Consider the following 22,738-nt stretch of genomic DNA (forward strand, 5'->3'; position numbering starts at 1 on the left):
GCTGACACAAAACCGGATCACATCTTGGACTGGCGCGATCACGGCATTCTTCTGACCTCTCGCCGTCATGGCGAAACGGCAGCGATTATCGAGGTCTTTACCGAGGGCCACGGTCGCCATGCCGGTGTCGTGCGCGGTGGCACCAGCCGCAAGATCGCGCCGATCCTGCAGCCCGGTGCGCAACTGGATGTGCTGTGGCGTGCGCGGCTCGAGGAACATATCGGCAGTTTTCAGGTCGAACCCCTGCGGTCCCGCGCGGCGGCGGCGTTTTCGGGGCGGATGGCGCTGGCGGGGCTGAACGCGGTGGTGGCGCTGCTGTCCTTCTGCCTGCCGGAACGTGAGCCGCATCCCGCGATCTACAAACAGACCGAACAGTTGATGGACCTGCTGGGGCAGGATGAGATCTGGCCGCTGGCCTATCTGCGTTGGGAACTGGCGCTGCTGGAGGAGCTGGGCTTTGGCCTTGACCTGCAAACCTGCGCTGTGACTGGCGCGGCGGAGGGGCTGGTCTATGTCTCGCCCAAAACCGGGCGGGCCGTCAGTGCCAAGGGGGCAGGGGAATGGGCCGACAAGCTGTTGCCGCTGCCGCCCTGCTTGCGTGGCGAAGGGCAGGCGCCGGATTCAGAAATTGTCGAGGGGCTGAAAACCACCGGCTATTTCCTGCAGCACCGCGTCGCCCCGGCACTGGGGCATAACCCGCTGCCCGAGGCGCGGTCGCGGTTTCTGGAACAGCTTATTCGGCGGCTTTGAACACCATTTCGTGCCCATCCTCGTTGCGCAGGATCAGCACGTCGCCGGATACCTCGGACTGCGTCATCGCCATCAGGGCGGCGAAATAGAACCCCTCGGCCTCGAGACCGGCGCAGGCGGCGCGGGTGGCGGTCAGGTCCGTGACTTCGAACCACGGATAGGGTGCGTTCAGCGCGCCGTTATAGCTGTTGCAGGGGGCATTGCCCTCGATCCGGCCCTGTTCGGGAAAGCGCAGCAGGGCGCTGGCTTCATAGGGCTGCCCGTCAATTTCCTGCAGCACCCATGTCTGATCCGCCGCACCATAGGCGGCGACGGTTTCGTCCTTGTCACATTGGATCAAGGCCATCAGAGGCAGCAGAAGGGTCAGGCGTGTCATCGGGAGTATCCTTCAATACGGGTTCGCGCCGCTCAGCAATTCCTCGCGCACCTCCAGGCGGGGCCGCCAGTTATAGCGTGTGTCCTCGACCACCGGGGTCCAGAACAGCGCGCCGCTGTTGCGCCAGGGATCGAGGATGATGCCCTTGTCCATCGGGTCACCTTTGGCGCTGATCAGCGCCGAGTGATGGATGATCCGGAACTGCGTCGGCGGAGAGGTGATCCAATGCAGGTCCAGCGTTTTGAACTGCTCTTGCCGTAGACGCCCGGTCATGGCCTCGGCCCAGTCGTTGCACAGGCCCTTTTCGCGAAACCCGTTGGCGATCTTGGCGTTGTGGATGATGGCCGCGTCGGTGACGTTCCATTCCTGCTTCAGTCGCTGAGAATGGATATAGGCGATGACGGCGGCCTCTTGCGCCTCGGCCGGATCGACATCGGGGCCGAGGCTCCGGATGGCTTGCGCCAGCTCGTCAATATCGCTTTGGGTGGCGGTCGCCGGCGCTGTAGCACAGCCGCCAAGTGCCAGGGCGGCGAGGATTGCCCAAAGTGCCAGAAGTCGTCTCGTCATATAACTGCTCGGTCAGGGGTGTTGTCTCGCAGGACGCTCTACCTGTGTTCCGGCCCGGATCATAGGGGAAGTTGCTGCATCGACGGATCAGGGCAGGGTGGTCGACCCGCTGGCACAGAAAAAGACCCGGCACAAAGGCCGGGTCAGTCGGGGAAACAGGAGTGCCTAATTCGGTCACCCAAGCAGACGCCGTGCGATGACCTGTGCCTGAATTTCGGCGGCCCCTTCGAAAATGTTCAGAATGCGCGCGTCACACAGAACGCGGCTGATCTTGTATTCCAGCGCAAAGCCGTTGCCGCCGTGGATTTGCAGACCGTTATCCGCTGCCGCCCAGGCCACGCGCGCGCCCAGCAGCTTGGCCATCCCGGCCTCAAGATCGCAGCGCTGGCCGTGATCTTTCTCCCACGCGCTGAAATAGGTCAGCTGGCGGGCGATCATGATCTCGACCGCCATCATTGCCAGTTTGCCCGAGACGCGGGGGAAGTTGATCAGCGACTTGCCGAACTGCTTGCGGTCCTGCGCGTATTGCATGGCAATATCCAGCGCGCTTTGCGCCACGCCGATGGCGCGGGCGGCGGTCTGGATGCGGGCGGATTCGAAGGTCTCCATTAGCTGTTTAAAGCCTTTACCTTCTTCACCGCCCAGCAGGTTCTCGCCCTTGACCTTGAAGCCGTCAAAGCCCAGTTCGTATTCCTTCATGCCGCGATAGCCCAGAACCTCGATCTCGCCACCGGTCATGCCGGAGGTGGGGAAGGGGTTTTCGTCCGTGCCCGGTGTTTTCTCGGCCAGAAACATGGACAGGCCACGATGGTCCGTGGTGTCCGGGTTGGTACGGGCCAGCAGGGTCATCACATGGGTGCGTGCCGCGTGAGTGATCCATGTTTTGTTTCCGGTGACCTCATAATCGCCCTCGGCATTTTTGACCGCGCGGGTGCGCAAGCTGCCGAGGTCGGAGCCGGTGTTGGGTTCGGTGAAAACGGCGGTGGGCAGAATCTCGGCGCTGGCGATTTTGGGCAGCCACTGCGCTTTTTGCTCATCCGTGCCGCCGGCGATGATCAACTCGGCGGCGATTTCGGACCGTGTGCCCAACGAGCCGACACCGATATAGCCGCGCGACAGTTCCTCGGACACGACGCACATCGAGGCTTTGGACAGCCCGAACCCGCCGAATTCTTCGGGGATGGTCAGGCCAAAAACGCCCATCTCGGCCAGTTCCTCGATGATCTCGATCGGGATCAACTCGTCCTTCAGGTGCCAGTCATGCGCATTCGGTTCGACCTTTTCCTGCGCATAGCGGCGGAATTGCTCGCGGATCATCTCAAGCTCTTCGTCCAGACCAGAGGCCCCGAACATGGTCGAACCGGCCTGATCCTGCATCAATTCGACCAGACGCGTGCGCGCGGCCTGCGAATTGGCCTGCGCCATTAGGGTCTGCACTTCGCTGCACTGGAAGCCCGACAGCGCATCCCATCCCAGCCCCAAATCCTGCAGGCGCACGACTTCACCCTGATTCATCGGGATGCCGCCTGCGACCTGATGCAGGTATTCACCAAAGGCGATCTGGTGCAAAAGCTGCTCGACCTCGCCGAACTTGCCTTCGGCCTCCAGCGCCTCGGCCCAGCGTTGCATCTGGGTGAGTGACTGGTGATAGGTGGCCAGCCACGCCAGCCCGTGGGCGGCGGTCTGGTTGGCCTCGATCAGAGCGCCCGAGATGCGGCCATCTGCCGTCACCATGCCGCGCACGGACTCGCGGGCGCGCTCGAACACGGTCTTGACTGCTGGCACTGCGGCCCGGGTCAGGGCAAGAAGGTCGGGCAAAACTGCTGCTGTCGTCATCTCGGTCATATCCTGTCCGTCGTGGGCCATGAATCGCATCCTTTTGTCGGTCGTACGGTCATACCATGCTGCACATGCAGCGCAACAAAAATACCTGTGGAGGCATAAAAAAGTTCGAAAGTTGCGCTGTTCATTTTGCAGGTGCAGAGCGCCCGGTGGATGATATTGAGAGGTCATGACATTTTTTTCCGCACTCACGCCACTGGAATTTGCGCTGGCCATCCTGATCGCCTTTGTGGCGGGCTGCGTCAAAGGCATGGTCGGTTTCGCGATGCCCATGATCCTGGTCTCGGGTCTCAGCATGATCATGCCGCCCAATCTGGCGCTGGCCGGGCTGATCCTGCCCACGCTTGTCACCAACGGGGTGCAGGCCCTGCGCGAAGGGACAGGCGCGGCGGTGCAATCGATCCGCAGATTCCGGGTGTTTCTGATCGTGGGGCTGATCTTTCTGCTGGCGGGGGCGCAGTTCGTCAGCATCCTGCCGCCATCGGCCTTCCTGCTGATGATCGGCATTCCGGTCACGTTCTTTGCGCTGATACAGGTGTTGGGCGTGCGTCTGGTGATCCATCACCCTTCGGCGCGGATCGAGGCGTTGGTCGGGTCGGTTGCCGGGCTGGTGGGCGGCATGTCCGGCGTTTGGGGGCCGCCGACCGTTGCCTATCTGACGGCGCTGAACACGCCGAAACTGGAACAGATCCGCATTCAGGGCGTCATTTACGGGCTGGGTGCGGTGGCCCTTGTGATAGCGCATCTGGGGTCGGGGATTCTGCGTGCCGATACGGTTCCGCTGTCCGCCGCGCTGATACTGCCCGCCTTGGCCGGGATGTGGATTGGCGTGCGTCTGCAGAACCGGATCGATCAGGCGAGTTTTCGCAAGGCGACGCTTTGGGTGTTGCTTGTGGCCGGTCTGAACCTGCTGCGGCGCGGGCTTGTGGGTTAACGCCCGTTCTCGGCGAAACGGAAGGCGAAATAGAGGCCCAGCATCAGGAAGAACAGGCCCGAGATATCGCCGATCAGATAGGCGATGTATTCGGCGGTTGCACTGCCAAAGGCCAGATTGGTCAGCATGGACACCAGGAATGAGGTGATCACCCCGACGCCCATGATGCAGCTCCAGCAGGGTTTGCGGTCGGCCCGTGGAAACAGGTCCCATCCCGCCCATTTGAGCAGGTAGAACACGGCAGGAACGGTGGTGACAGCAATCGTGATGGCCAGCAGGCGGCTGGGCAGAAAGACGTCCGACCCGCCGACATACCAAAAGACGAAAAACACGCCGGGCAGCAGGGCGGGTATGGCCCGCCACCCCATCAGCCACGCCGACAGAACCCGCACGCCATGCGGCAGGAACAACAGGCTGGCCCGGCTGGGATATTCAGGAAAGAACACGTTCTGCAACGGCATCAGCACCTCGAACGAGAGGAACCACGCCAGAACGTAAGCCAGTGAGGCGTATACGGTGTCAGAAGCCCAGTTGCGCACGGTGGTCAGTCACCGAAACGCAGGTTCGGGGCGTCATCTGGGGGCATGAACGATATACCGTCCCCGGTTGGCCGTACCGCTTTGCGACAAGTAGCCTTTTTCGACCAGCGACTTCAGGGCGCGGAAAAAGGTCGGGCGCGACACGCTTTTGACCAGCGTGTGTTCGATCAGACCGAAGGTGCGGACCTCTTGATCGGCTTTGGAAAGTTCTTCGGCCGCGTAGTAGATATCGCGTTCAACCGGAGAGAGCTTTTCCAGCCCAAGGGTCTGTTCCATGCTCTGCATCAGCTTGCGCAGCTCGGTGAGTTTCGAGATTTCTGTCATTGATTTACCTGTTGTTGCCTGCGCCAAAGCCCGCAAATTCACCACGAGTCGAAACAGGCTGAACAAGATATTTTTCAGCAAGTCCCATATTGACACATATCCCCATACTTATAGACTACACGTCTGATTAGGTTGCTCAAATCGCCAACGTGAGTGTGTTTGCATGAGCCGCCCATAGGTATTTTCAATTTCGGCCCGGTGCGTCAGCGCCGGGCTTATTCAGTCTAATAGGCAGCAGATTTACCCGATGTTTTAGCGACGGGCAATGCATTCGTAACTAATCCGTTAATTTCGCAACTCTAAGGTGATCAAAGGGCACACAGGTGCCCGGAAAGAAGAAGGGGCGCGAACGCCCCTTGATCCGGATCAGCCGATTGCGACGGCTTTGATATCCTCATCGATGAACGGGACGTATTGCTCGAAATTCTCGGCAAACATCTGCACCAGCTTCTCGGCCTGCTTGTCGAACGCGGCCTGATCGTCCCAGGTGCGGCGCGGGTCCAGCAGAACCTCGGGAACGCCGGGCACCGAGACGGGCACGTCAAAGCCGAAATTCGCATCCTTGCGGAATTCGGCGTCAGCCAGCGAACCTTCCAGGGCAGCGGTCAGCAGGGCACGGGTGGCCTTGATCGGCATCCGGCTGCCCACGCCATAAGCACCGCCGGTCCAGCCGGTGTTGACCAGCCAGCAGGTGGCGCCGTGCTGGGCGATCTTGTCGCGCAGCAGGTTGCCATAGGCCTCGGGGCGGCGCGGCATGAAGGGCGCGCCGAAGCAGGTCGAGAATGTGGGCTGCGGTTCGGTCACGCCACGCTCGGTGCCTGCAACCTTCGACGTGAAGCCCGACAGGAAGTGATACATCGCCTGCGCAGGCGTCAGCCGCGCGATCGGAGGCAGAACACCGAAGGCATCGCAGGTCAGCATGATGATGTTCTTCGGGTGCCCGCCCAGTGCCGATTTCGATGCGTTCGAGATATATTCCAGCGGATAGGCACAGCGCATGTTCGCAGTCAGCGAGTCATCGTTGAAATCCAGCTCTTTGGTCTCGGGGTCGAACACCATGTTCTCGATCACGGTGCCGAACTTGCTGGTCGTGGCGTAGATCTCGGGTTCGGCCTCGGCGTTCAGGTTGATCGTCTTGGCATAGCAGCCGCCCTCGAAGTTGAAGGTGCCGCGGTCCGACCAGCCATGTTCGTCGTCGCCGATCAGAACCCGCGCCGGATCGGCGGACAGGGTGGTCTTGCCGGTGCCCGACAGGCCGAAGAACACAGCCGTATCGACCGGGTTGCCAACGGCGTGGTTGGCCGAGCAGTGCATCGGCATCACGCCTTTTTCCGGCAGCATGTAGTTCAGCAGGGTAAAGACGGATTTCTTGTTCTCACCGGCATATTCGGTACCGCCGATCAGGATCATCTTGCGGTCAAAGTTAAGCGCAATCACAGTCTCGGACCGGCAGCCGTGTTTGGCCGGGTCGGCCTGGAAGCTGGGGCAGTTGATGACAGTGAAATCTGCGGTGAAATCGTCCAGATCCTCACGATCCGGGCGGCGCAGCAGATGGCGGATGAACAGGTTGTGCCAGGCCAGTTCGGTGACCATGCGCACGTTGATCGAAAAGCTGGGATCGGCCCCGCCGACGAGGTCCTGCACGAAATAGTCGCGGCCCTTCATATGGGCCAGCATGTCCTGGTACAGCGCGTCAAAGCCATCCGGGGTCATCTCGGCATTGTTTTCCCACCAGATGGTGTCGGCGACGCTGTCGGTCTTGACGACATGCTTGTCCTTGGGCGAGCGGCCGGTGAACTTGCCGGTCGTGACCAGAAACGCACCGCCATTGCCAAGGGTGCCTTCGCCGCGCTTCAGCGCCTCTTCGATCAGCGCCGGTTCCATGAAGTTGTAATAGACATGTCCCAGACCCTCGATGCCCTGATCCTCGAGGCGGAATTGCGGGTTAACCCGTCCAGATGTCATGTGTGTCTTCTCCTGTGGCGGCGCGAGGGCTCTGGGCCGGATGCGCCTTTGGGGCAGATGCCGGAATTAGTCCGGCGGTCAAGCGCCTCTTATCATGGTATTTTGGGGCATGAACAGGCGGGTTCGGCGAGTTAGCGCAACCAAGCACAGGTTTAGCGCCATCACGAATTGCCTGCCTCTATTCAGGGCAACAATTCGGGCAGGGCAAGGCAATTTTGCCGCATACCTGCCGCAAGAATGGCACGATTCGTGGTTACGGATTGATTCGGTAGATCAAAACCGCCAACAATGTCTTACAAAAAAGCGTATTATTGCGTGAGTGAGCAGGAATAGGGGTGAACCCGATGTCGAAGATTGCACTGGTGGACGACGACAGAAACATACTGACGTCCGTGTCCATGACGCTTGAAGCCGAAGGTTTCGAGGTCGAAACTTACAATGACGGGCAGGCCGCTCTGGACGCGTTCAACAAGAAGCTTCCGGATATGGCCGTGCTGGATATCAAGATGCCGCGTATGGACGGCATGGATTTGCTGCAGCGGCTGCGCCAGAAGACGCAGATGCCAGTTATTTTCCTGACCTCGAAAGATGACGAGATCGACGAGGTTCTGGGCCTGCGCATGGGCGCGGATGACTATGTAAAAAAGCCTTTCTCGCAACGTTTGCTGGTGGAACGCATCCGCGCGCTGCTGCGCCGGCAAGAGGCCACAAGCGGCGATGCCGCTGCCGCCAATACCGGCGACACCAAGGTGATGGAACGGGGTGAATTGCGGATGGACCCGCTGCGCCACGCGGTCAGCTGGAAGGGGGCCGATGTGTCCTTGACCGTGACCGAGTTCCTGTTGCTGCAGGCGCTGGCCCAGCGTCCGGGCTTTGTCAAAAGCCGCGACCAGCTGATGGATGTGGCCTATGACGATCAGGTCTATGTGGACGACCGCACGATCGACAGCCACATCAAACGCCTGCGCAAGAAGATGCGCGCAGCAGACCCAGAGTTTTCGGCCATCGAAACCCTGTACGGGATCGGGTACAGATACAACGAAGAATAGGCGTGGCCGTCTACAAGAGGTAATGGGGTTCCGTGCGCGACACTGAACGATCCGACGAAATGCGCGACGGTGACGTCGTTCTGGGGGATGACTGGGTTATCCCGCAGGACCCCGAGTCGGTAGAGCTGCAGCAGAAGCGATCCAGGCGGAACCTGTTTTCCCTGCGCGGCTCGCCGCTGGCGCGCAAGATCATCACTTTCAACCTGATCGCGCTGGTCATTCTCGTGACCGGGTTGCTTTACCTGAACGACACCCGCAAGGAACAGGTTCAGCAGACCGCGCGCAACCTGATGGGCGACGCGCAGCTGGTCAGCAACGTTTTCGAGACGCAGTTGCGGCAGGGCAGCGCGCAAAATCCCCGCAACGCTGCTGATCTGGACGTCAAGGACACGTTGGCGGGCCTGAGCCTGCCCGAAGGCGGCGAGGTGTTCGTCTACGATTCCAGCGGCACCCTGATCGGCTGGACCCGAGGGGCGTCTCCGCAGTCGGAACTGCCGGTGCTGTTGCGCTCGGATGCGGATTTGCAGACCGGAAGCACGGTGATCAGTGACACGCTGAACGCGGTCTGGACCGGCCTGTCGCGTATCTTCAACTGGTCGTCGGAAGTTGAGGCGCCCACCCTCGCGCAGCGGGTTCAGACCATCGTTCCGACCGCGCTGCAGGGCCAGAATCAGGTGCAGGCGGTTTCCGATGATGCGGGCGATACCGTGATCGTGGCCGCCGCGCCGATCCTGTACGAGGGCATCCCCGCCGGTGCGGTTGCGATTACCGGGCCTGCCGGTGAAATTGACGCGCTGGCCCGGCGCGAACAGGAACGTGTGCTGCAGATGTTCGTGGTGGCCCTGCTGGTGTCCATCGGGCTTAGCCTTGTGCTGGCCTCGACCATCGCCAATCCGCTAGCCGATCTGGCCGCTGCTGCCGAAATGGGCAAGGACCGTGGCACCGGCGTCAATCCCGGCCGTATCCGCATCCCCGACCTGAGCGCCCGCCCGGATGAGATCGGACGCCTTAGCCAGGCCCTGCGCGGGATGGTGACGGCGCTTTACAACCGGATCGACGCAAACGAACAATTCGCCGCCGACGTGGCGCATGAGATCAAGAACCCGCTGGCCAGCCTGCAATCGGCGGTCGGCACACTGCGCATGGTCAAGCGCGACGATCAGCGCGAAAAACTGCTGGGCGTGATCGAGCATGACGTGAAACGGCTGGACCGTCTGGTCAGCGACATCTCGAACGCCTCGCGTCTGGATGCGGAACTGGTCAAAGAGGAAGAACAGCCCTTTGACCTGCTGAAACTGCTGGGCAATATCGGGCAGTTTCTGGGAGAGGATGCGCGGTCGAAAGGCATCGACTACATCACCGACTTGCCGACCGATCCCATCGTGGTTAACGGGTTGGAAGCCCGTTTGGCGCAGGTCTTTGTCAACCTCATCACCAACGCGATTTCCTTCTGCGAAGAAAGCGATGCGATCCGGGTCTGGGTCCGCAAGCGCGACAACCGCGTGCTGGTAGTGGTCGAAGATACCGGCCCCGGCATCCCCGAAGAATCGCTGACCAAAGTGTTCAAACGCTTCTATTCGCAACGCCCTGCCGAGCATTTCGGGAACAATTCGGGCCTGGGTCTGGCCATTTCGAAACAGATTGTCGAGGCCCATGGCGGCGTGATCTGGGCCGAGAACATCCGCCCGACCGAGGCCGACATCACCTCGGACCCGCTGGGCGCGCGTTTTGTCGTGGGGCTGCCGGTCTGACACCATGACCATAGCGGCCCTGTCAGATGCTTCAAATCAGGACAGCGCCTGTGTTCATGCAACTTGCGTTGCCGTCGATGGCAAGGGGCTTCTGATCGTCGGTACCTCGGGGTCGGGCAAATCCGGCCTTGGTCTGCGCATGATGGCGCTGGGGGCGGGGCTGGTCGCCGATGACCGTGTCAATCTGCACATGGACAAGGATCAGGTCATGGCCGGTGCCGTTCCGCACATCTCGGGCCTGATCGAGGCGCGCGGTATCGGCCTGTTGCGGGCCACGCCTTGTGGCCCCGCGCCGCTGGCCTATGTCATCGATCTGGACCAAACCGAAAACGCCCGCCTGCCGGAACCCGAAACCACGCAGGTGCTGAGGCAATCTGTTCCCTTGCTTCGCGGGGCCGACCTGCCCAATTTGGCGGAAGCTTTGATCCAACTTCTCAGGATGGGACGCGTGACCACGGATTGGCCCGGGACATGACTTCGCAACGGCGCATCGTACTGGTGACGGGCCCCTCGGGCGCGGGCCGGTCCACGGCGATCCACGTGCTCGAGGATCTGGGGTTCGAAGCCATCGACAATCTGCCGATGGGGCTGTTGTCCCGACTTTTGGACGGGGCCGACAGCGACCGCCCGATGGCCCTTGGCATCGACGCCCGCAACCGGGATTTCTCGACCATCGGGTTTATCGAACTGGCGGCCAAGCTGGGCCGGATGGCGCAGGTCGATCTGACAGTCCTGTATCTGGATTGCAGTGACGATGTGCTGTTGCGGCGATTCTCGGAAACGCGCAGGCGGCACCCGGTGGCGCGCGATTCCAGCCCGGAAACCGGCGTGCGGCAGGAAAAAGAGCTGCTGGCCCCGATCCGCGAGATTGCCGACACCCTGATCGACACCAGCGCATTGAACGTGCACCAGTTGCGCGAAGAGGTTGAACACTGGTTCGCCCCCAAGGACGGTCGGCATCTGGCGGTGTCGATCGAATCCTTCTCGTACAAGCGCGGCCTGCCGCGGGGTCTGGACATGGTGTTTGACTGCCGGTTTCTGGCCAACCCCTATTGGCGCCCCGAATTGCGGGCGGCAGATGGTCGAAACCCGGATGTGGCGCACTATGTACAGTCCGATACGAACTACGCACCGTTTTTCGACCGTGTCGTGGATATGCTGACCCTCTTGCTGCCGGCCTTTCGCGCCGAAGGCAAAGCCCACCTGTCCGTGGCGTTCGGCTGCACGGGCGGGCAGCACCGATCCGTCGCCATGGCCGAAGCGGTTGCGAAAGCCCTTGCAGAAAGGGGGCAGCAGGTGGCAATTAGGCACCGCGAAATGGAACGACGCGCGTTGAATGTGAGGCCGGATTGATCGGGATAGTGATCGTAGCGCATGGGGGGTTGGCTCAGGAGTACCTGTCCGCCATGCAGCATGTGGTCGGACCGCAGCCCGGCCTGAAGGCCATCGCGATCGAGGCCGACCACAACCGCGACGAAAAACAGGCCGAAATCTGCCGCGCCGCCGATGAGGTTGACGTGGGCGACGGCGTTGTCATCGTGACCGACCTGTTTGGCGGCAGCCCGTCGAATCTCAGCCTGCGGGCCTGCGCGCCGCAGGATCGGCGCATCCTTTATGGCGCAAATCTTCCGATGCTGATCAAATTGGCCAAAAGCCGCCACCTGCCGGTTGCCGATGCGGTGCGCCGCGCGATGGAGGCTGGACGGAAGTACATCAATGCGCAAAATGTGACATTGGACGAAGACCGGATTGACTGAAATGACCTGCCGAAGCCTGAAAATCATTAACGAAAAAGGTCTGCACGCCCGCGCCTCGGCCAAGCTTGTGGAACTGGTCGAAGGCTTTGATGCCCGCGCCGAGGTGTCCAAAGACGGACTTTCTGCCTCGGGCGACAGTATCATGGGTCTTTTGATGTTGGCAGCCTCGCGCGGAACCACTATTGACGTCGAGACGTCCGGGCCGGATGCTGAGGCATTGGCAGAAGCCCTGGAAGCTCTTGTGAACGACAAGTTCGGAGAGGGGTTCTGAACCGCCCCGCCGGGACAGGAAGAACGGGAAGACCAGGAATTGGCGGAAACGACGCACGAAACCAAGACAGGCCCGATGGTGGATGGGACCGCGGATGAGGGCGAAATCTACGACCGTAGAACCCTGACCTATGCGAACTCGTTCGACGACGCCTGGACCGCAACGGCCATCCGCGCCATCGAATGGTGCACCGGCAAGCTGACCATTTTGCGGATGGTCAACAAGTTCGAGAAAAAGAACGAATACTACCGGGGCCAGAGATTCTGGCGCGGCGCGCTGGATATCATGGGGATCGACCTGACCACCCCGCAGGACCAGATGGACCGCATTCCCAAGAAAGGCCCGGTTGTTGTCGTCGCAAACCATCCGCATGGCATGGTCGACGGTATGATCCTGGCCGAACTGATCGGACGGGTGCGTAGCGACTACCGCATTCTGACCCGCTCGGTCCTGACCGGGCTGGACGAGGCCGCGACCTCGTTCATGATCCCCGTCCCCTTCCCGCACGACCCCGAGGCGCAGGCCAAAATGCTGGAAATGCGTGGCAAGGCGATGGAGCATCTGAAAAACGGCGGCGTCGTGGCCCTGTTCCCGTCCGGAGTGGTGATGTCGTCGGATGACTGGTTCGGCCCGGCCATCGAACGCGAATGGAACGTCTTTACCGCCAAGATGATCCGCCGTTCGGGCGCTCAGGTGGTGCCGATCTTCTTCCCGGGCCGCAACTCTCGCGCCTACCAGATCGCCAACAAACTGTCCGCGATCCTGCGGCAGGGCCTGCTGCTGCACGAGATCGTCCGCTCCTGCAACAAACCGCAATCCCCGGTGATCGGCAATCCGGTTTCGGACGAAGACATGCAATTGCTGGAACGCGACCCGCGCGGCTTCATGGCCTGGCTCAGAAAACGCACGATGGAACTGGGCCAGACACCCGACGCCTGATCCGAAACGTTATCTGTCCAAAATACTCCGGGCGAGGGCGCTGGCCCCTTTACCGTGTCGGAACCGGAACCTCTTCGCGATAATCGTAAAACCCGCGCTCGGTCTTGCGGCCCAGCCATCCGGCCTCGACATATTTGGTCAGCAGCGGGCAGGGGCGATACTTGGTGTCCGCCAACCCGTCATGCAGCACGTTCATGATCGCCAGACAGGTATCCAGCCCGATGAAATCCGCCAGTTCCAGCGGCCCCATCGGGTGATTGGCACCCAGCTTCATCGACTGGTCGATGGACTGAACATTGCCCACACCTTCATACAGCGTATAGACCGCCTCGTTGATCATCGGCATCAGGATGCGGTTCACAATGAAGGCGGGAAAATCCTCGGCGCTGGCGGCGGTCTTGCCAAGCCGGTCCACCACGGACTTGCAGGTGCTGAACGTCTCTTCATCGGTCGCGATGCCGCGAATCAGTTCCACCAGTTGCATCACCGGTACCGGGTTCATGAAGTGAAAACCCATGAACCGCTCGGGCCGGTCCGTCCGGCTGGCCAGTCGGGTGATCGAGATCGAGGATGTGTTCGAGGTCAAGATCGTATGCGGCAGAAGATGCGGCTGCAGGTCCTCAAAGATCGCCTGCTTGATCGTCTCGCGCTCGGTCGCCGCTTCGATCACCAGATCGGTCTGCCCTAGCTGCGGCAGGTCCAGCGTCGTGGTGATCCGCTTCAGCGCCCCCTGCATGGCCTCCTCCGAGACCTTCCCCCGCGACACCTGACGCGCCAGATTGCCTTCAATCGTGGTCACGGCGCGGTCCAGCGCGTCCTGGCTGACATCGTTCAACAGCACATCATAATCCGCCAGCGCCAATACATGGGCAATGCCGTTGCCCATCTGGCCCGCGCCAATCACTCCGACCGATTTTACATCCATGTTCAGTGCCTTTGTTCTAAGGTTGCCGCGACATTACCGGCAGTTCGGGGCGGGCGGCAAGGGACTCGGTTGGCTCAGATTTGCTTCAAATGCGCACATTAGCATTTTCTCAAGACCCAAGGCGGCAGGATGGCAGCCGGGTGAAAAATGGGTGAGTGTCATGAGCTATCATCAAACGGGCGCGGGATTGCCCGAAGACCACGTGTGCCAATACGGGGCATCGAAGCTGCAGTTTCGCGGGCCGAAGCGATCGTTGGACGGGTCCTATCTGGCCTGTCTGGGCGGGGATGAAACGTTTGGGCGTTTTGTCGACACGCCATTTGCGGCCTCTCTGGAACAGCGTCTGGATCGCAAATGCGTCAATTTCGGAAGCCTGTTCTGCGGGTTGGAGGCGCTGTCGCAGGATGCCGACCTGCTGAAACTGGCCAATGCGGCCGAGCTTTGTGTGATGCAGGTGCCGGGCGCGCTGGGGAAGTCGAATCGATTTTACAAAGTCCATCCGCGCCGCAACGACCGGTTCCTCGCCCCGACCGAGGACCTGGTCACCTTGTATCCGGACCTGGACGTCACGGATGTGCATTTCGTCCGCCACCTGCTGGGGCGGCTGCACGCATGTTCCGATGCGCGGTACGAGGTCGTGGCACAGGAGTTGCGCCAGAAATGGACCCGGACGATGGGCACCCTGCTGCAACAGATCGAGCCGCCGGTCATTCTGCTGTGGCTGCGCGTGGAAGGTGAGATTGCGGCTGAACATGGCGGCCCGCTTGGCTGTGATCCGGTTTTTGTCGGCGCCGATATGGTCGAGCGGCTGAGACCGCTTTGCGCCGGTATCGTTGAACTCAGCGTCCAGATGTCCGGCGACTCGGACGAGATTGAGGACTTGCTGTTCGGAACCCTGCAGCAGCCCATGGCCGAACATATGATCGGACCGGCCTCGCATCGCCGGATCGCGGATGCGCTATATTCTGCGATCAGCGATCTGAATTGAAAAAGGCCCGCCAATTGGCGGGCCGTTCCAGGATTTTCCGCAGAAAAATCTATGGCTGTGATCAGCCGAGTTTCTCGGTCAGTTCCGGCACTGCCTGGAACAGGTCGGCGACGAGGCCGAAATCGGCGACCTGGAAGATCGGTGCCTCTTCGTCCTTGTTGATCGCCACGATGACCTTCGAGTCCTTCATGCCCGCAAGGTGCTGGATCGCGCCCGAGATGCCGACCGCGACATACAGATCAGGGGCGACAACCTTGCCGGTCTGACCCACTTGCCAGTCGTTCGGCGCATAGCCCGAATCGACTGCTGCACGCGAGGCGCCAACGGCGGCACCCAGCTTGTCGGCCAGCGTTTCGATCAGCTTGAAGTCCTCTTCCGAGCCAACCCCACGGCCGCCCGAGACAACCGCGCCAGCCGAGGTCAGTTCCGGACGGTCGCTTTCCGCCACCTTGTCCTCGACCCATTCCGACAGGCCTTCGGAGCCCGGAACCGAGATGGTTTCGACCGGGGCCGAGCCGCCTTCGCCTGCCGCATCGAAGCTGGCGGTCCGCAGGGTGACGACCTTCTTGGCGTCGCTCGATTTCACGGTCTGGATCGCGTTGCCCGCATAGATCGGGCGTTCAAACGTCGAGCCATCCACCACGCCCGACGCATCCGAGATCACCATCACGTCCAGCAGCGCGGCCACGCGCGGCATCACGTTCTTGGCGTCGGTGGTTGCCGGTGCCACGATATGCTCGTAGCCATCGGCCAGCGACACGATCAGCGCCGCGGTCGATTCCGCCAGGCGGTGCCCCAGCGAGGCATCCTCGGCGACCAGAACGCGTGCCACACCGTCGATCTTGGCGGCAGCCTCACCGGCGGCAGCGGCAGAGCCGCCCGCGGCCAGAACGGTCACGTCACCCAGAGCTTTCGCAGCGTTGACAGCCTTGGCGGTGGCGTCCAGCGACAACTCACCATTGTTGACTTCGGCAAGCAGAAGTACAGCCATTACACAGCCCCCGCTTCTTTGAGTTTCTCGACCAGCTCGTCGACCGAGCCCACAACGATACCGGCGGCGCGCGCCGGCGGCTCGTCGGTCTTGACGATTTCCAGACGCGGGGTGACATCGACGCCGTAATCGGCGGCGGTTTTTTCATCCAGCGGCTTTTTCTTCGCCTTCATGATGTTGGGCAGCGAGGCATAGCGCGGCTCGTTCAGGCGCAAATCGACCGTCACGATGGTCGGCATCTTGACGCTGATGGTCTGCAACCCGCCGTCAACTTCACGAGTGATCTTCGCGCTGTCGCCTTCGATGTCCAGTTCCGAGGCAAAGGTGCCCTGCGACCAGCCCAGCAGGGCCGACAGCATCTGGCCGGTGGCGTTCATGTCGTTGTCGATCGCCTGCTTGCCCGCCAGAACGATGCCCGGCTGCTCTTCCTCGACCACTTTGGCGAGGATCTTGGCCACCGCCAGAGGCTCGATATCGGTGTGCACGTCATCCGCCGCAACCACCAGAATGGCACGGTCCGCACCCATCGCCAGCGCCGTGCGCAGCGTCTCCTGCGCCTGCTTGACGCCGATCGAAACGGCAACGACTTCATCCGCCTTGCCCGCTTCCTTCAGGCGAATCGCTTCTTCAACAGCAATTTCGTCGAACGGGTTCATCGACATTTTGACATTGGCGAGATCAACTCCGCTCCCGTCCGCCTTAACACGGACCTTCACGTTATAGTCAATCACGCGTTTGACAGGCACGAGTACCTTCATTTTGCGCTTGCTCCTCACAAAAAATGGTAAGCCGCGAGGCCCACCAATGCTCTCGGGGGACTGCATAGCGTCTCAGCCCCACCTGCGACAGAGCAAAATCGTCACGTCATGCATTTGGGACGTCGCGTTTTGCGCTTTTTTCGGCGCGCGGAAGCGCAGGGCCGGGGTGTGGGGAACGGGCGCCTAGCGGTTGGCGCCGGGAATCCACAAAACATCATCCTTGCCGCCGTTATTGGCGCAACGGGCCGCAACAAAGAACCAGTCGCTGAGACGGTTGAGGTATTTCACTGCCACCGCGTTCACCGGTTCCATATTGGTCAGTTCAACGGCCAGCCGCTCGGCCCGGCGCGAGACCGTTCTGCAGACATGCAGATGGGCCGCCAAACGCGAGCCGCCCGGCAGGATGAAACTGCGCAGCGGCTCCAGATCGGCGTTCATCGCGTCGATCTCGGCCTCGAGCCGGTCGATCTGAGCGGGCGCGATGCGCAGGGGCGGATAGTCGGCCTCGGCATCTTTTTCCATGTCGGGGCGGCAGAAGTCTGCGCCCAGATCGAACAGGTCGTTCTGGATGCGGGCGAGGGCGGCGTCGGTGCCGCCGTCCGCTTCGGTGCGGGCGACGCCGACAAAGGCGTTCAACTCGTCGACCGTACCATAGGCCGTGACGCGGCCCGAATACTTGGCTACACGCTCACCATTGCCCAAAGCGGTTTTGCCGTCATCGCCGGTGCGGGTGTAAATCTTGTTCAGGACGACCATCTATTGCACTCCTTGCCCGCGCAGCCAGACGAAAAGCACGATCAGCACGACGGCAATGAACTGAAACAGGATACGCAGGCGCATCATCTTGTTACTTTTCTTCGCAGCTTCCATGCCGCCCTTGCCGAAATTGGCGATGCCCAAAGTCAGAACAACGACCACGGCCGCCATGGCCAGAAGCAAAACGACCATCAAGAGGTCCATGAATTCACCGTCTTTAGTGTTATTGTTGCGATTGGCCTGATCTAGCCCTTGTCGCGCCAAAAGCGAACAGGTTTTTTTCCTCAGCCCGCAGACAGAATGCGATCGATCGCGCGGGTGGGCAGGACGCGGCGCAGATATCCGGCGATATAGGTGGGGGTCGTCACGTAGTACCGCGCCCGGGGCCTGCGGGATTCGATCGCATGGGCCAGCTTTCTGGTTACCGCCGAGGCCGGCAATTCGAACCGGTCGGGGCCCGAGGATTCGTAGAGCCGCTTCAGCAAACCGGCCTCGTATTTTTCGCGCAGGGCCGAGTTCTGCCAGTCGATGAACCGTTCGAACATCGGGATCGAGTTCACGCGGATTTTCGACGTGACCGGGCCGGGTTCGATCAGGATGACCTTGATGTCGGTGCCCCGCAGTTCCATCCGCAGCGTGTCGGTGAGACCTTCGACCGCGTATTTCGTGGCCACATAGGCCCCGCGCCACGGAATTGCCACCAGTCCCAGCACCGATGAGTTCTGGACGATTCGCCCATGCCCCTGCGCCCGCATGATGGGGATGACCTGCCGGGTCAGTTCGTGCCAGCCAAAGAAATTGGTCTCGAATATCTGGCGCAGGCCGTCGGTGGGCAGGTCCTCGACCGCGCCGGGCAGACCGTGCGCGCCGTTGTTGAAGACCGCGTCCAATGTGCCGCCCGTGGCCTCGATCACCTCGGCCAGGCCAGCGGTGATGGTCGCCGCGTCGGTATAGTCGATTCGCGGGCTTTCGAACCCCTGCGCCCGCAGCCGGTCACAATCCCGCTGTTGGCGGCAGGATGCAAAAACCCGCCAGCCGCGTGCACGCATACCGTGTGCGGCGTCCAGGCCGATGCCGGATGAACAGCCTGTAATGAGAATTGATTTTTGCATGTCATCCCCGACCTTGTCCTGCGCCAATAGCTATGGTCAGGAATGCGGCAGAGCAATGACATGCAGGTTCTAGTTGTTGGATTTCCGGACGAGTGAGGCCGAAATCCAACCGATCTGTTGCGTAGGTACCACGCGCAGGCGCAACCAGCCGGTGCCGGATTCGCTGAGGATTTCGACTTTCTGGCCGATCACGGCCTTGCCGATGATGGGATAGATCGTGCCGGGGCCATCGCGCATGTTCACCCGGTTGCCCGAGATTTCGCGGATGTCTTTCTCGGGCTCTGGCGGGGTCGGAATTGCCGCCAGTTCGGGTTCGACATCCGTTACGACCTGCTGCAACCCGGCAACCCCTTGTTCCAGCGATGCCAGCGTCAGGGTCACGTTCTGGTCATCGAACAGGGACGGGTTGGCCCGCAACCCTGCGGCGACCTGTGACAGCAGGGCCTTGGTTTCCTCTTCACCCAACACCGGTTCGGCATCGGCCTTAGGTTGAACGATATCCGAGGGTTGCAAAGCCACGCGGGTCACAAGTTTTTCGACCGGCGGCTCGACCAAAGGTTTCGGGGCGGGCCTTGGCGCCACCGCTACGCGATCTGGTTGATCGGCGCGCAACCCACGCGGTTCGAAATCGGGACCTCCGCTCATTACATAGAAAGTCCAGCCAAGTGCGGCAAAGGTAACTAGTATCAGGCGCGTCATGGCGCATCCCCCGGCAATCGTAACATCAAAAAACAGGCAGCAACTCAATTGATGAAATCCTAGCATATTTTGTGGACCGAGTCGAAAAATGGGGGAAATCCGGGGGTTGCCTCCCCCTGTTGCAAAAAGCGCGACTTGTCCCCAGCAAAATATGCGGCGATTGCTTTACCAAGGCGCGCGTGCGTCGTATCACATCATGTATGAACGATACGATCGACGACCCCAACATGGAGGCCCCCGAAGGCGGGGGCGAGGTAGCCGAACCGCTGCGCCGCGCCATTGGTGAGCGCTACCTGACCTATGCTTTGTCCACGATCATGCACCGGGCCCTGCCCGATGCGCGGGACGGGCTGAAGCCGGTGCACCGGCGAATCCTCTATGCGATGAGAGAGCTGCGACTCAGTGCAACCGGAGGTTTTCGGAAGTCCGCAAAGATTTCCGGCGACGTGATGGGCAACTATCACCCCCATGGCGACGCCGCGATCTATGACGCGATGGCGCGTCTGGCGCAGGACTTCAACGTCCGCTACCCGCTGGTCGACGGGCAGGGGAATTTCGGCAATATCGACGGCGACAACCCGGCGGCTTCGCGTTACACCGAGGCGCGGATGACCATCGTGGCGGAAGCGCTGCTGGAAGGTCTGAACGAGGACGCCGTCGATTTCCGCGACAACTATGATGGCACACTAACCGAGCCGGTCGTGTTGCCCGCGCAGTTTCCGAACCTGCTGGCCAACGGGGCAAGCGGTATCGCGGTGGGGATGGCGACGAATATTCCACCGCATAATATTGCCGAACTGTGCGATGCCTGTCTGCATCTGATCAAAACGCCCGACGCACGCGACGACACGCTGTTGAACTATGTCCCCGGCCCTGATTTCCCGACCGGTGGCGTCATCGTCGAGCCGCCCGAGAATATCGCGCAGGCCTATCGCACCGGGCGCGGCTCGTTCCGCCTGCGCTGCAAGTTCGAGGTCGAGGATTTGGGTCGTGGTCAGTGGCAGATCGTTGTCACCGAGATCCCCTATCAGGTTCAGAAATCCAAGCTGATCGAAAAGATCGCCGAGCTGATCCAGACCAAGAAAATCCCGATCCTCGCTGACGTGCGCGACGAATCCGCCGATGACATCCGACTGATCCTGGAACCGCGCTCCAAGAACGTGGACCCCGAGGTGCTGATGGGCATGCTCTACCGCAACTCGGACCTCGAGGTGCGGTTCAGCCTGAACATGAACGTGCTGATCGACGGGGTGACGCCCAAGGTCTGTTCGATGAAGGAAGTGCTGCGCGCCTTCCTTGACCACCGGCAAGAGGTTCTGCTGCGCCGCTCGCGCCATCGCATGGCCAAGATCGACCATCGGCTGGAGGTGTTGGAGGGCTTTATCGTCGCCTTCCTCAACCTCGACCGCGTGATCGACATCATCCGCTATGACGACGACCCCAAAGCCGCGCTGATGCGCGAGGATTGGGGGATTGATCACGTTCGCGCCACGGACGAATCCGACTACATCACGCCCAAACCGGGTGAGGGCGAGCTGTCCGAGGTTCAGGTCGACGCCATCCTCAACATGCGCCTGCGCAGCCTGCGCCGGTTGGAAGAGATGGAACTGGTCCGCGAACGCGACGATCTGATGCTGGAGCGCGCCAATCTCGAAGACCTTTTGGCCGATCCCGCTCTGCAATGGGCCAGAATCGCCGAGCAGTTGAAAGAGACCAAGAAGACTTTCGGCAAAGATTACGAAGGCGGCGCACGTCGGACCCAGTTTGCCGAGGCCGGACAGGTCGAAGAAGTCCCGCTTGAGGCGATGATCGACAAAGAACCGATCACGGTCGTCTGCTCTCAGATGGGCTGGATTCGCGCGATGACCGGTCATATCGACCTGAAACGCGAACTGAAGTTCAAGGATGGTGATGGCCCGCGCTTCATTTTCCACGCAGAAACAACCGACCGGCTGTTGGTCTTTGCCTCGAACGGGCGATTCTACACCGTCAGCGCCGCCAACCTGCCCGGCGGGCGCGGCATGGGTGAGCCGCTGCGCCTGATGGTCGACCTGCCGAACGAGGCACAGATCATCGACATCCTGATCCACAAGCCGGGGCGCAAGCTGCTGGTGGCCTCGGATGCGGGCAACGGGTTCATGGTGCCTGAGGACGAGGTGCTGGCCCAAACCCGCAACGGCAAGCAGGTTCTGAATGTCAAGGGCGGCGAGACGGCGATGATCTGTAAACCGGTTGCGGGCGATCACGTGGCCGTGGTGTCTCAGAACGGCAAATTCCTCGTCTTCCCGACCGAAGAACTGCCCGAGATGACCCGCGGCAAGGGCGTTCGCCTGCAAAAGTACAATATGGCGCGCGGGCGTCAGGGCACGCTGGAACTGGATGGCGGCTTGTCCGACATCACCACCTTCAATTGGGAAGAGGGGCTGAAATGGTCCATGGGCGGCGACAAAACCCGGCACGAGGCCGACATGTCCCAATGGCTGTCCAAACGCGCCAGCGTCGGGAAAAAGCCGCCCTACGGCTTCCCGCGCGACTATAAATTCTCGTGATCCAGCGCCGCGCCCGAGTGAATTTCTGCCGATACGGCTTGGCACAACCCGTATCGGTGCGCTAGATCAAAGAAAAACAGGCCTATCGAGACGATAACATGTTGCGCATTCTGACACTGATCACCGGGCTGGCCCTGATGGGCGCGTGCACCCAGACGCAAGTTTATGAAGAGCCCGAAAGCCTGGGCGAATTCAAACTGCGCGTGAACTACGCCTTTGCGGACAAGGCCGTTCAGGGGCCGGTATCACGCGATGCCACGCCGGACGAATGGACCGATGCGATCCAGAATGCTGTCGATATTCGCTTGGGGCGCTATGAGGGCGCGCAGGAATATGACATCGGCATCAGCCTCGAAGGTTACATGCTGGCGCCTCCGGGCATTCCGGTGATCTACAATCCGAAAAGCACCGCCATCGTTCTGGTCAATGTCTATGACGTGAACAAGAAAGAGTTTCTGGCGAAGGGCAAGCAGTTTCAGGTGCTGGAGGACACGACCGGCGAAAGCGCTCTGACGGGTTCGGGCAATACCCGCACGAAAGAAGAACAGATGAGCGGTCTGGCCCTGAAAGTCGCCGACCGGGTCGAGGAATGGCTGGCCGAGGAACACAAGGACAATGGGTGGTTCGACGGGCGCCCTGACCTGATCCAGCCGCTGGATTCCGTCGAGGTCACGCAAAATCCAGCGTGACAAACCGCTTTTCCCGCAGGATGTGCTTGATTTTCCCCCTTGAACCAAATATCTCGCGCGCGCAGATGTAACCACGGGACCAAGGGTCCCCCAAATCGCAAAAGGGCGCCTGAGGAATGGCAAAGGAAAAGTTTGAGCGTACAAAACCGCACGTCAACATCGGCACGATTGGCCACGTTGACCACGGCAAGACCACGCTGACCGCAG

General features: G+C 61.0%; 26 protein-coding genes. 13 read left to right on the plus strand and 13 right to left on the minus strand.

The genetic code is table 11. From position 1 onward, the window contains the following. The first annotated feature begins 24 nt into the window (after window positions 1–24). Complete coding sequence (gene recO / locus ACR0K1_RS19165) at window positions 25–750, plus strand: DNA repair protein RecO (RefSeq protein WP_480612351.1); 726 nt, start codon at window positions 25–27, stop codon at window positions 748–750. Here the strand turns inward: recO and ACR0K1_RS19170 are convergent. The 3 genes from ACR0K1_RS19170 to ACR0K1_RS19180 form a co-directional block, all read right to left on the minus strand. Next, window positions 734–1,126, minus strand: coding sequence for an META domain-containing protein (locus ACR0K1_RS19170; RefSeq protein WP_480851513.1), 393 nt, complete (start codon window positions 1,124–1,126; stop codon window positions 734–736). The genes recO and ACR0K1_RS19170 overlap by 17 nt on opposite strands. A 12-nt stretch (window positions 1,127–1,138) precedes the next feature. Next, entirely contained in the window at window positions 1,139–1,693 is a 555-nt protein-coding gene (locus ACR0K1_RS19175) for a hypothetical protein (protein WP_480612354.1), read from the minus strand. Window positions 1,694–1,867: 174 nt separating this feature from the next. Next, window positions 1,868–3,559 (minus strand): acyl-CoA dehydrogenase family protein, encoded by a 1,692-nt coding sequence (locus ACR0K1_RS19180; protein ID WP_480612356.1) that lies wholly within the window; start codon window positions 3,557–3,559, stop codon window positions 1,868–1,870. A gap of 145 nt (window positions 3,560–3,704) precedes the next feature. On the opposite strand from ACR0K1_RS19180, the gene ACR0K1_RS19185 reads away from it, so the two are divergent. Then, complete coding sequence (locus ACR0K1_RS19185) at window positions 3,705–4,469, plus strand: sulfite exporter TauE/SafE family protein (protein ID WP_480612357.1); 765 nt, start codon at window positions 3,705–3,707, stop codon at window positions 4,467–4,469. On the opposite strand, the gene ACR0K1_RS19190 is transcribed toward ACR0K1_RS19185, so the two are convergent. The 3 genes from ACR0K1_RS19190 to ACR0K1_RS19200 form a co-directional block, all read right to left on the minus strand. After that, window positions 4,466–5,008 carry a hypothetical protein gene (locus tag ACR0K1_RS19190; protein WP_480612359.1) on the minus strand — a complete coding sequence of 181 codons (543 nt, stop codon included), beginning with the start codon at window positions 5,006–5,008 and terminating at the stop codon, window positions 4,466–4,468. The two genes, ACR0K1_RS19185 and ACR0K1_RS19190, sit on opposite strands and share 4 nt — an antisense overlap. 33 nt (window positions 5,009–5,041) lie before the next feature. Then, window positions 5,042–5,332: a hypothetical protein gene (locus ACR0K1_RS19195; RefSeq protein WP_480612361.1), complete on the minus strand. Its 291-nt coding sequence runs from the start codon at window positions 5,330–5,332 to the stop codon at window positions 5,042–5,044. Window positions 5,333–5,698: 366 nt separating this feature from the next. Continuing rightward, a complete protein-coding gene (locus ACR0K1_RS19200) occupies window positions 5,699–7,297 on the minus strand; it encodes a phosphoenolpyruvate carboxykinase (RefSeq protein WP_480851514.1) in 1,599 nt (532 codons plus the stop codon). 344 nt (window positions 7,298–7,641) lie between these two features. Here ACR0K1_RS19200 and ACR0K1_RS19205 point away from each other — a divergent pair, with 344 nt between their 5' ends. The 7 genes from ACR0K1_RS19205 (at window position 7,642) to ACR0K1_RS19235 (ending at window position 13,064) form a co-directional block, all read left to right on the plus strand. Beyond that, the gene (locus tag ACR0K1_RS19205; protein ID WP_480612363.1) at window positions 7,642–8,346 is read left to right on the plus strand and encodes a response regulator; all 705 of its coding nucleotides are present in this window, start codon (window positions 7,642–7,644) and stop codon (window positions 8,344–8,346) included. 59 nt (window positions 8,347–8,405) lie between these two features. Further along, window positions 8,406–10,097 carry an ATP-binding protein gene (locus ACR0K1_RS19210; protein WP_480612417.1) on the plus strand — a complete coding sequence of 564 codons (1,692 nt, stop codon included), beginning with the start codon at window positions 8,406–8,408 and terminating at the stop codon, window positions 10,095–10,097. A gap of 4 nt (window positions 10,098–10,101) precedes the next feature. Further along, window positions 10,102–10,572 (plus strand): HPr kinase/phosphorylase, encoded by a 471-nt coding sequence (locus tag ACR0K1_RS19215; RefSeq protein ID WP_480612365.1) that lies wholly within the window; start codon window positions 10,102–10,104, stop codon window positions 10,570–10,572. Continuing rightward, entirely contained in the window at window positions 10,569–11,450 is an 882-nt protein-coding gene (rapZ, locus tag ACR0K1_RS19220; protein WP_480612367.1) for an RNase adapter RapZ, read from the plus strand. Before ACR0K1_RS19215 ends, rapZ begins: the two co-directional genes overlap by 4 nt. Then, window positions 11,447–11,854 (plus strand): PTS sugar transporter subunit IIA, encoded by a 408-nt coding sequence (locus tag ACR0K1_RS19225; protein WP_480612369.1) that lies wholly within the window; start codon window positions 11,447–11,449, stop codon window positions 11,852–11,854. The genes rapZ and ACR0K1_RS19225 overlap by 4 nt, the downstream gene beginning before the upstream one ends. A 1-nt stretch (window position 11,855) precedes the next feature. After that, window positions 11,856–12,125 (plus strand): HPr family phosphocarrier protein, encoded by a 270-nt coding sequence (locus tag ACR0K1_RS19230; protein WP_480612371.1) that lies wholly within the window; start codon window positions 11,856–11,858, stop codon window positions 12,123–12,125. A 75-nt stretch (window positions 12,126–12,200) separates the two neighbouring features. Further along, on the plus strand, window positions 12,201–13,064 hold the full coding sequence (locus ACR0K1_RS19235; RefSeq protein WP_480612373.1) for a lysophospholipid acyltransferase family protein: 864 nt from the start codon (window positions 12,201–12,203) through the stop codon (window positions 13,062–13,064). 49 nt (window positions 13,065–13,113) lie between these two features. On the opposite strand, the gene ACR0K1_RS19240 is transcribed toward ACR0K1_RS19235, so the two are convergent. Next, window positions 13,114–13,989 carry a 3-hydroxybutyryl-CoA dehydrogenase gene (locus ACR0K1_RS19240; RefSeq protein WP_480612374.1) on the minus strand — a complete coding sequence of 292 codons (876 nt, stop codon included), beginning with the start codon at window positions 13,987–13,989 and terminating at the stop codon, window positions 13,114–13,116. A 160-nt stretch (window positions 13,990–14,149) separates the two neighbouring features. On the opposite strand from ACR0K1_RS19240, the gene ACR0K1_RS19245 reads away from it, so the two are divergent. Beyond that, a complete protein-coding gene (locus ACR0K1_RS19245; protein WP_480851515.1) occupies window positions 14,150–14,977 on the plus strand; it encodes a DUF6473 family protein in 828 nt (275 codons plus the stop codon). 61 nt (window positions 14,978–15,038) lie between these two features. On the opposite strand, the gene ACR0K1_RS19250 is transcribed toward ACR0K1_RS19245, so the two are convergent. From ACR0K1_RS19250 to ACR0K1_RS19275, 6 genes are all read right to left on the minus strand, one after another. Beyond that, window positions 15,039–15,968, minus strand: a complete 930-nt coding sequence (locus ACR0K1_RS19250; RefSeq protein ID WP_480612377.1) for an electron transfer flavoprotein subunit alpha/FixB family protein — start codon at window positions 15,966–15,968, stop codon at window positions 15,039–15,041. After that, a complete protein-coding gene (locus tag ACR0K1_RS19255) occupies window positions 15,968–16,726 on the minus strand; it encodes an electron transfer flavoprotein subunit beta/FixA family protein (protein ID WP_171096053.1) in 759 nt (252 codons plus the stop codon). The genes ACR0K1_RS19250 and ACR0K1_RS19255 overlap by 1 nt, the downstream gene beginning before the upstream one ends. 183 nt (window positions 16,727–16,909) lie before the next feature. Beyond that, window positions 16,910–17,482 (minus strand): cob(I)yrinic acid a,c-diamide adenosyltransferase, encoded by a 573-nt coding sequence (locus tag ACR0K1_RS19260; RefSeq protein WP_480612379.1) that lies wholly within the window; start codon window positions 17,480–17,482, stop codon window positions 16,910–16,912. Then, window positions 17,483–17,686 carry a twin transmembrane helix small protein gene (locus ACR0K1_RS19265; protein WP_480612380.1) on the minus strand — a complete coding sequence of 68 codons (204 nt, stop codon included), beginning with the start codon at window positions 17,684–17,686 and terminating at the stop codon, window positions 17,483–17,485. 80 nt (window positions 17,687–17,766) lie between these two features. Continuing rightward, a complete protein-coding gene (locus ACR0K1_RS19270; RefSeq protein WP_480612382.1) occupies window positions 17,767–18,594 on the minus strand; it encodes an SDR family NAD(P)-dependent oxidoreductase in 828 nt (275 codons plus the stop codon). Window positions 18,595–18,663: 69 nt separating this feature from the next. Continuing rightward, complete coding sequence (locus ACR0K1_RS19275; RefSeq protein WP_480612383.1) at window positions 18,664–19,293, minus strand: SH3 domain-containing protein; 630 nt, start codon at window positions 19,291–19,293, stop codon at window positions 18,664–18,666. Window positions 19,294–19,493: 200 nt separating this feature from the next. Between ACR0K1_RS19275 and parC the strand changes: the two genes are divergently transcribed. From parC to ACR0K1_RS19290, 3 genes are all read left to right on the plus strand, one after another. Beyond that, window positions 19,494–21,842: a DNA topoisomerase IV subunit A gene (parC, locus tag ACR0K1_RS19280; RefSeq protein WP_480612384.1), complete on the plus strand. Its 2,349-nt coding sequence runs from the start codon at window positions 19,494–19,496 to the stop codon at window positions 21,840–21,842. A 98-nt stretch (window positions 21,843–21,940) separates the two neighbouring features. After that, window positions 21,941–22,531 (plus strand): hypothetical protein, encoded by a 591-nt coding sequence (locus ACR0K1_RS19285; RefSeq protein ID WP_480612386.1) that lies wholly within the window; start codon window positions 21,941–21,943, stop codon window positions 22,529–22,531. A gap of 116 nt (window positions 22,532–22,647) precedes the next feature. Next, a partial coding sequence (locus ACR0K1_RS19290; RefSeq protein ID WP_215675807.1) for a GTP-binding protein occupies window positions 22,648–22,738 on the plus strand: 91 nt, incomplete at its 3' end.

It is taken from the genome of Ruegeria sp. F5 (assembly GCF_056533845.1).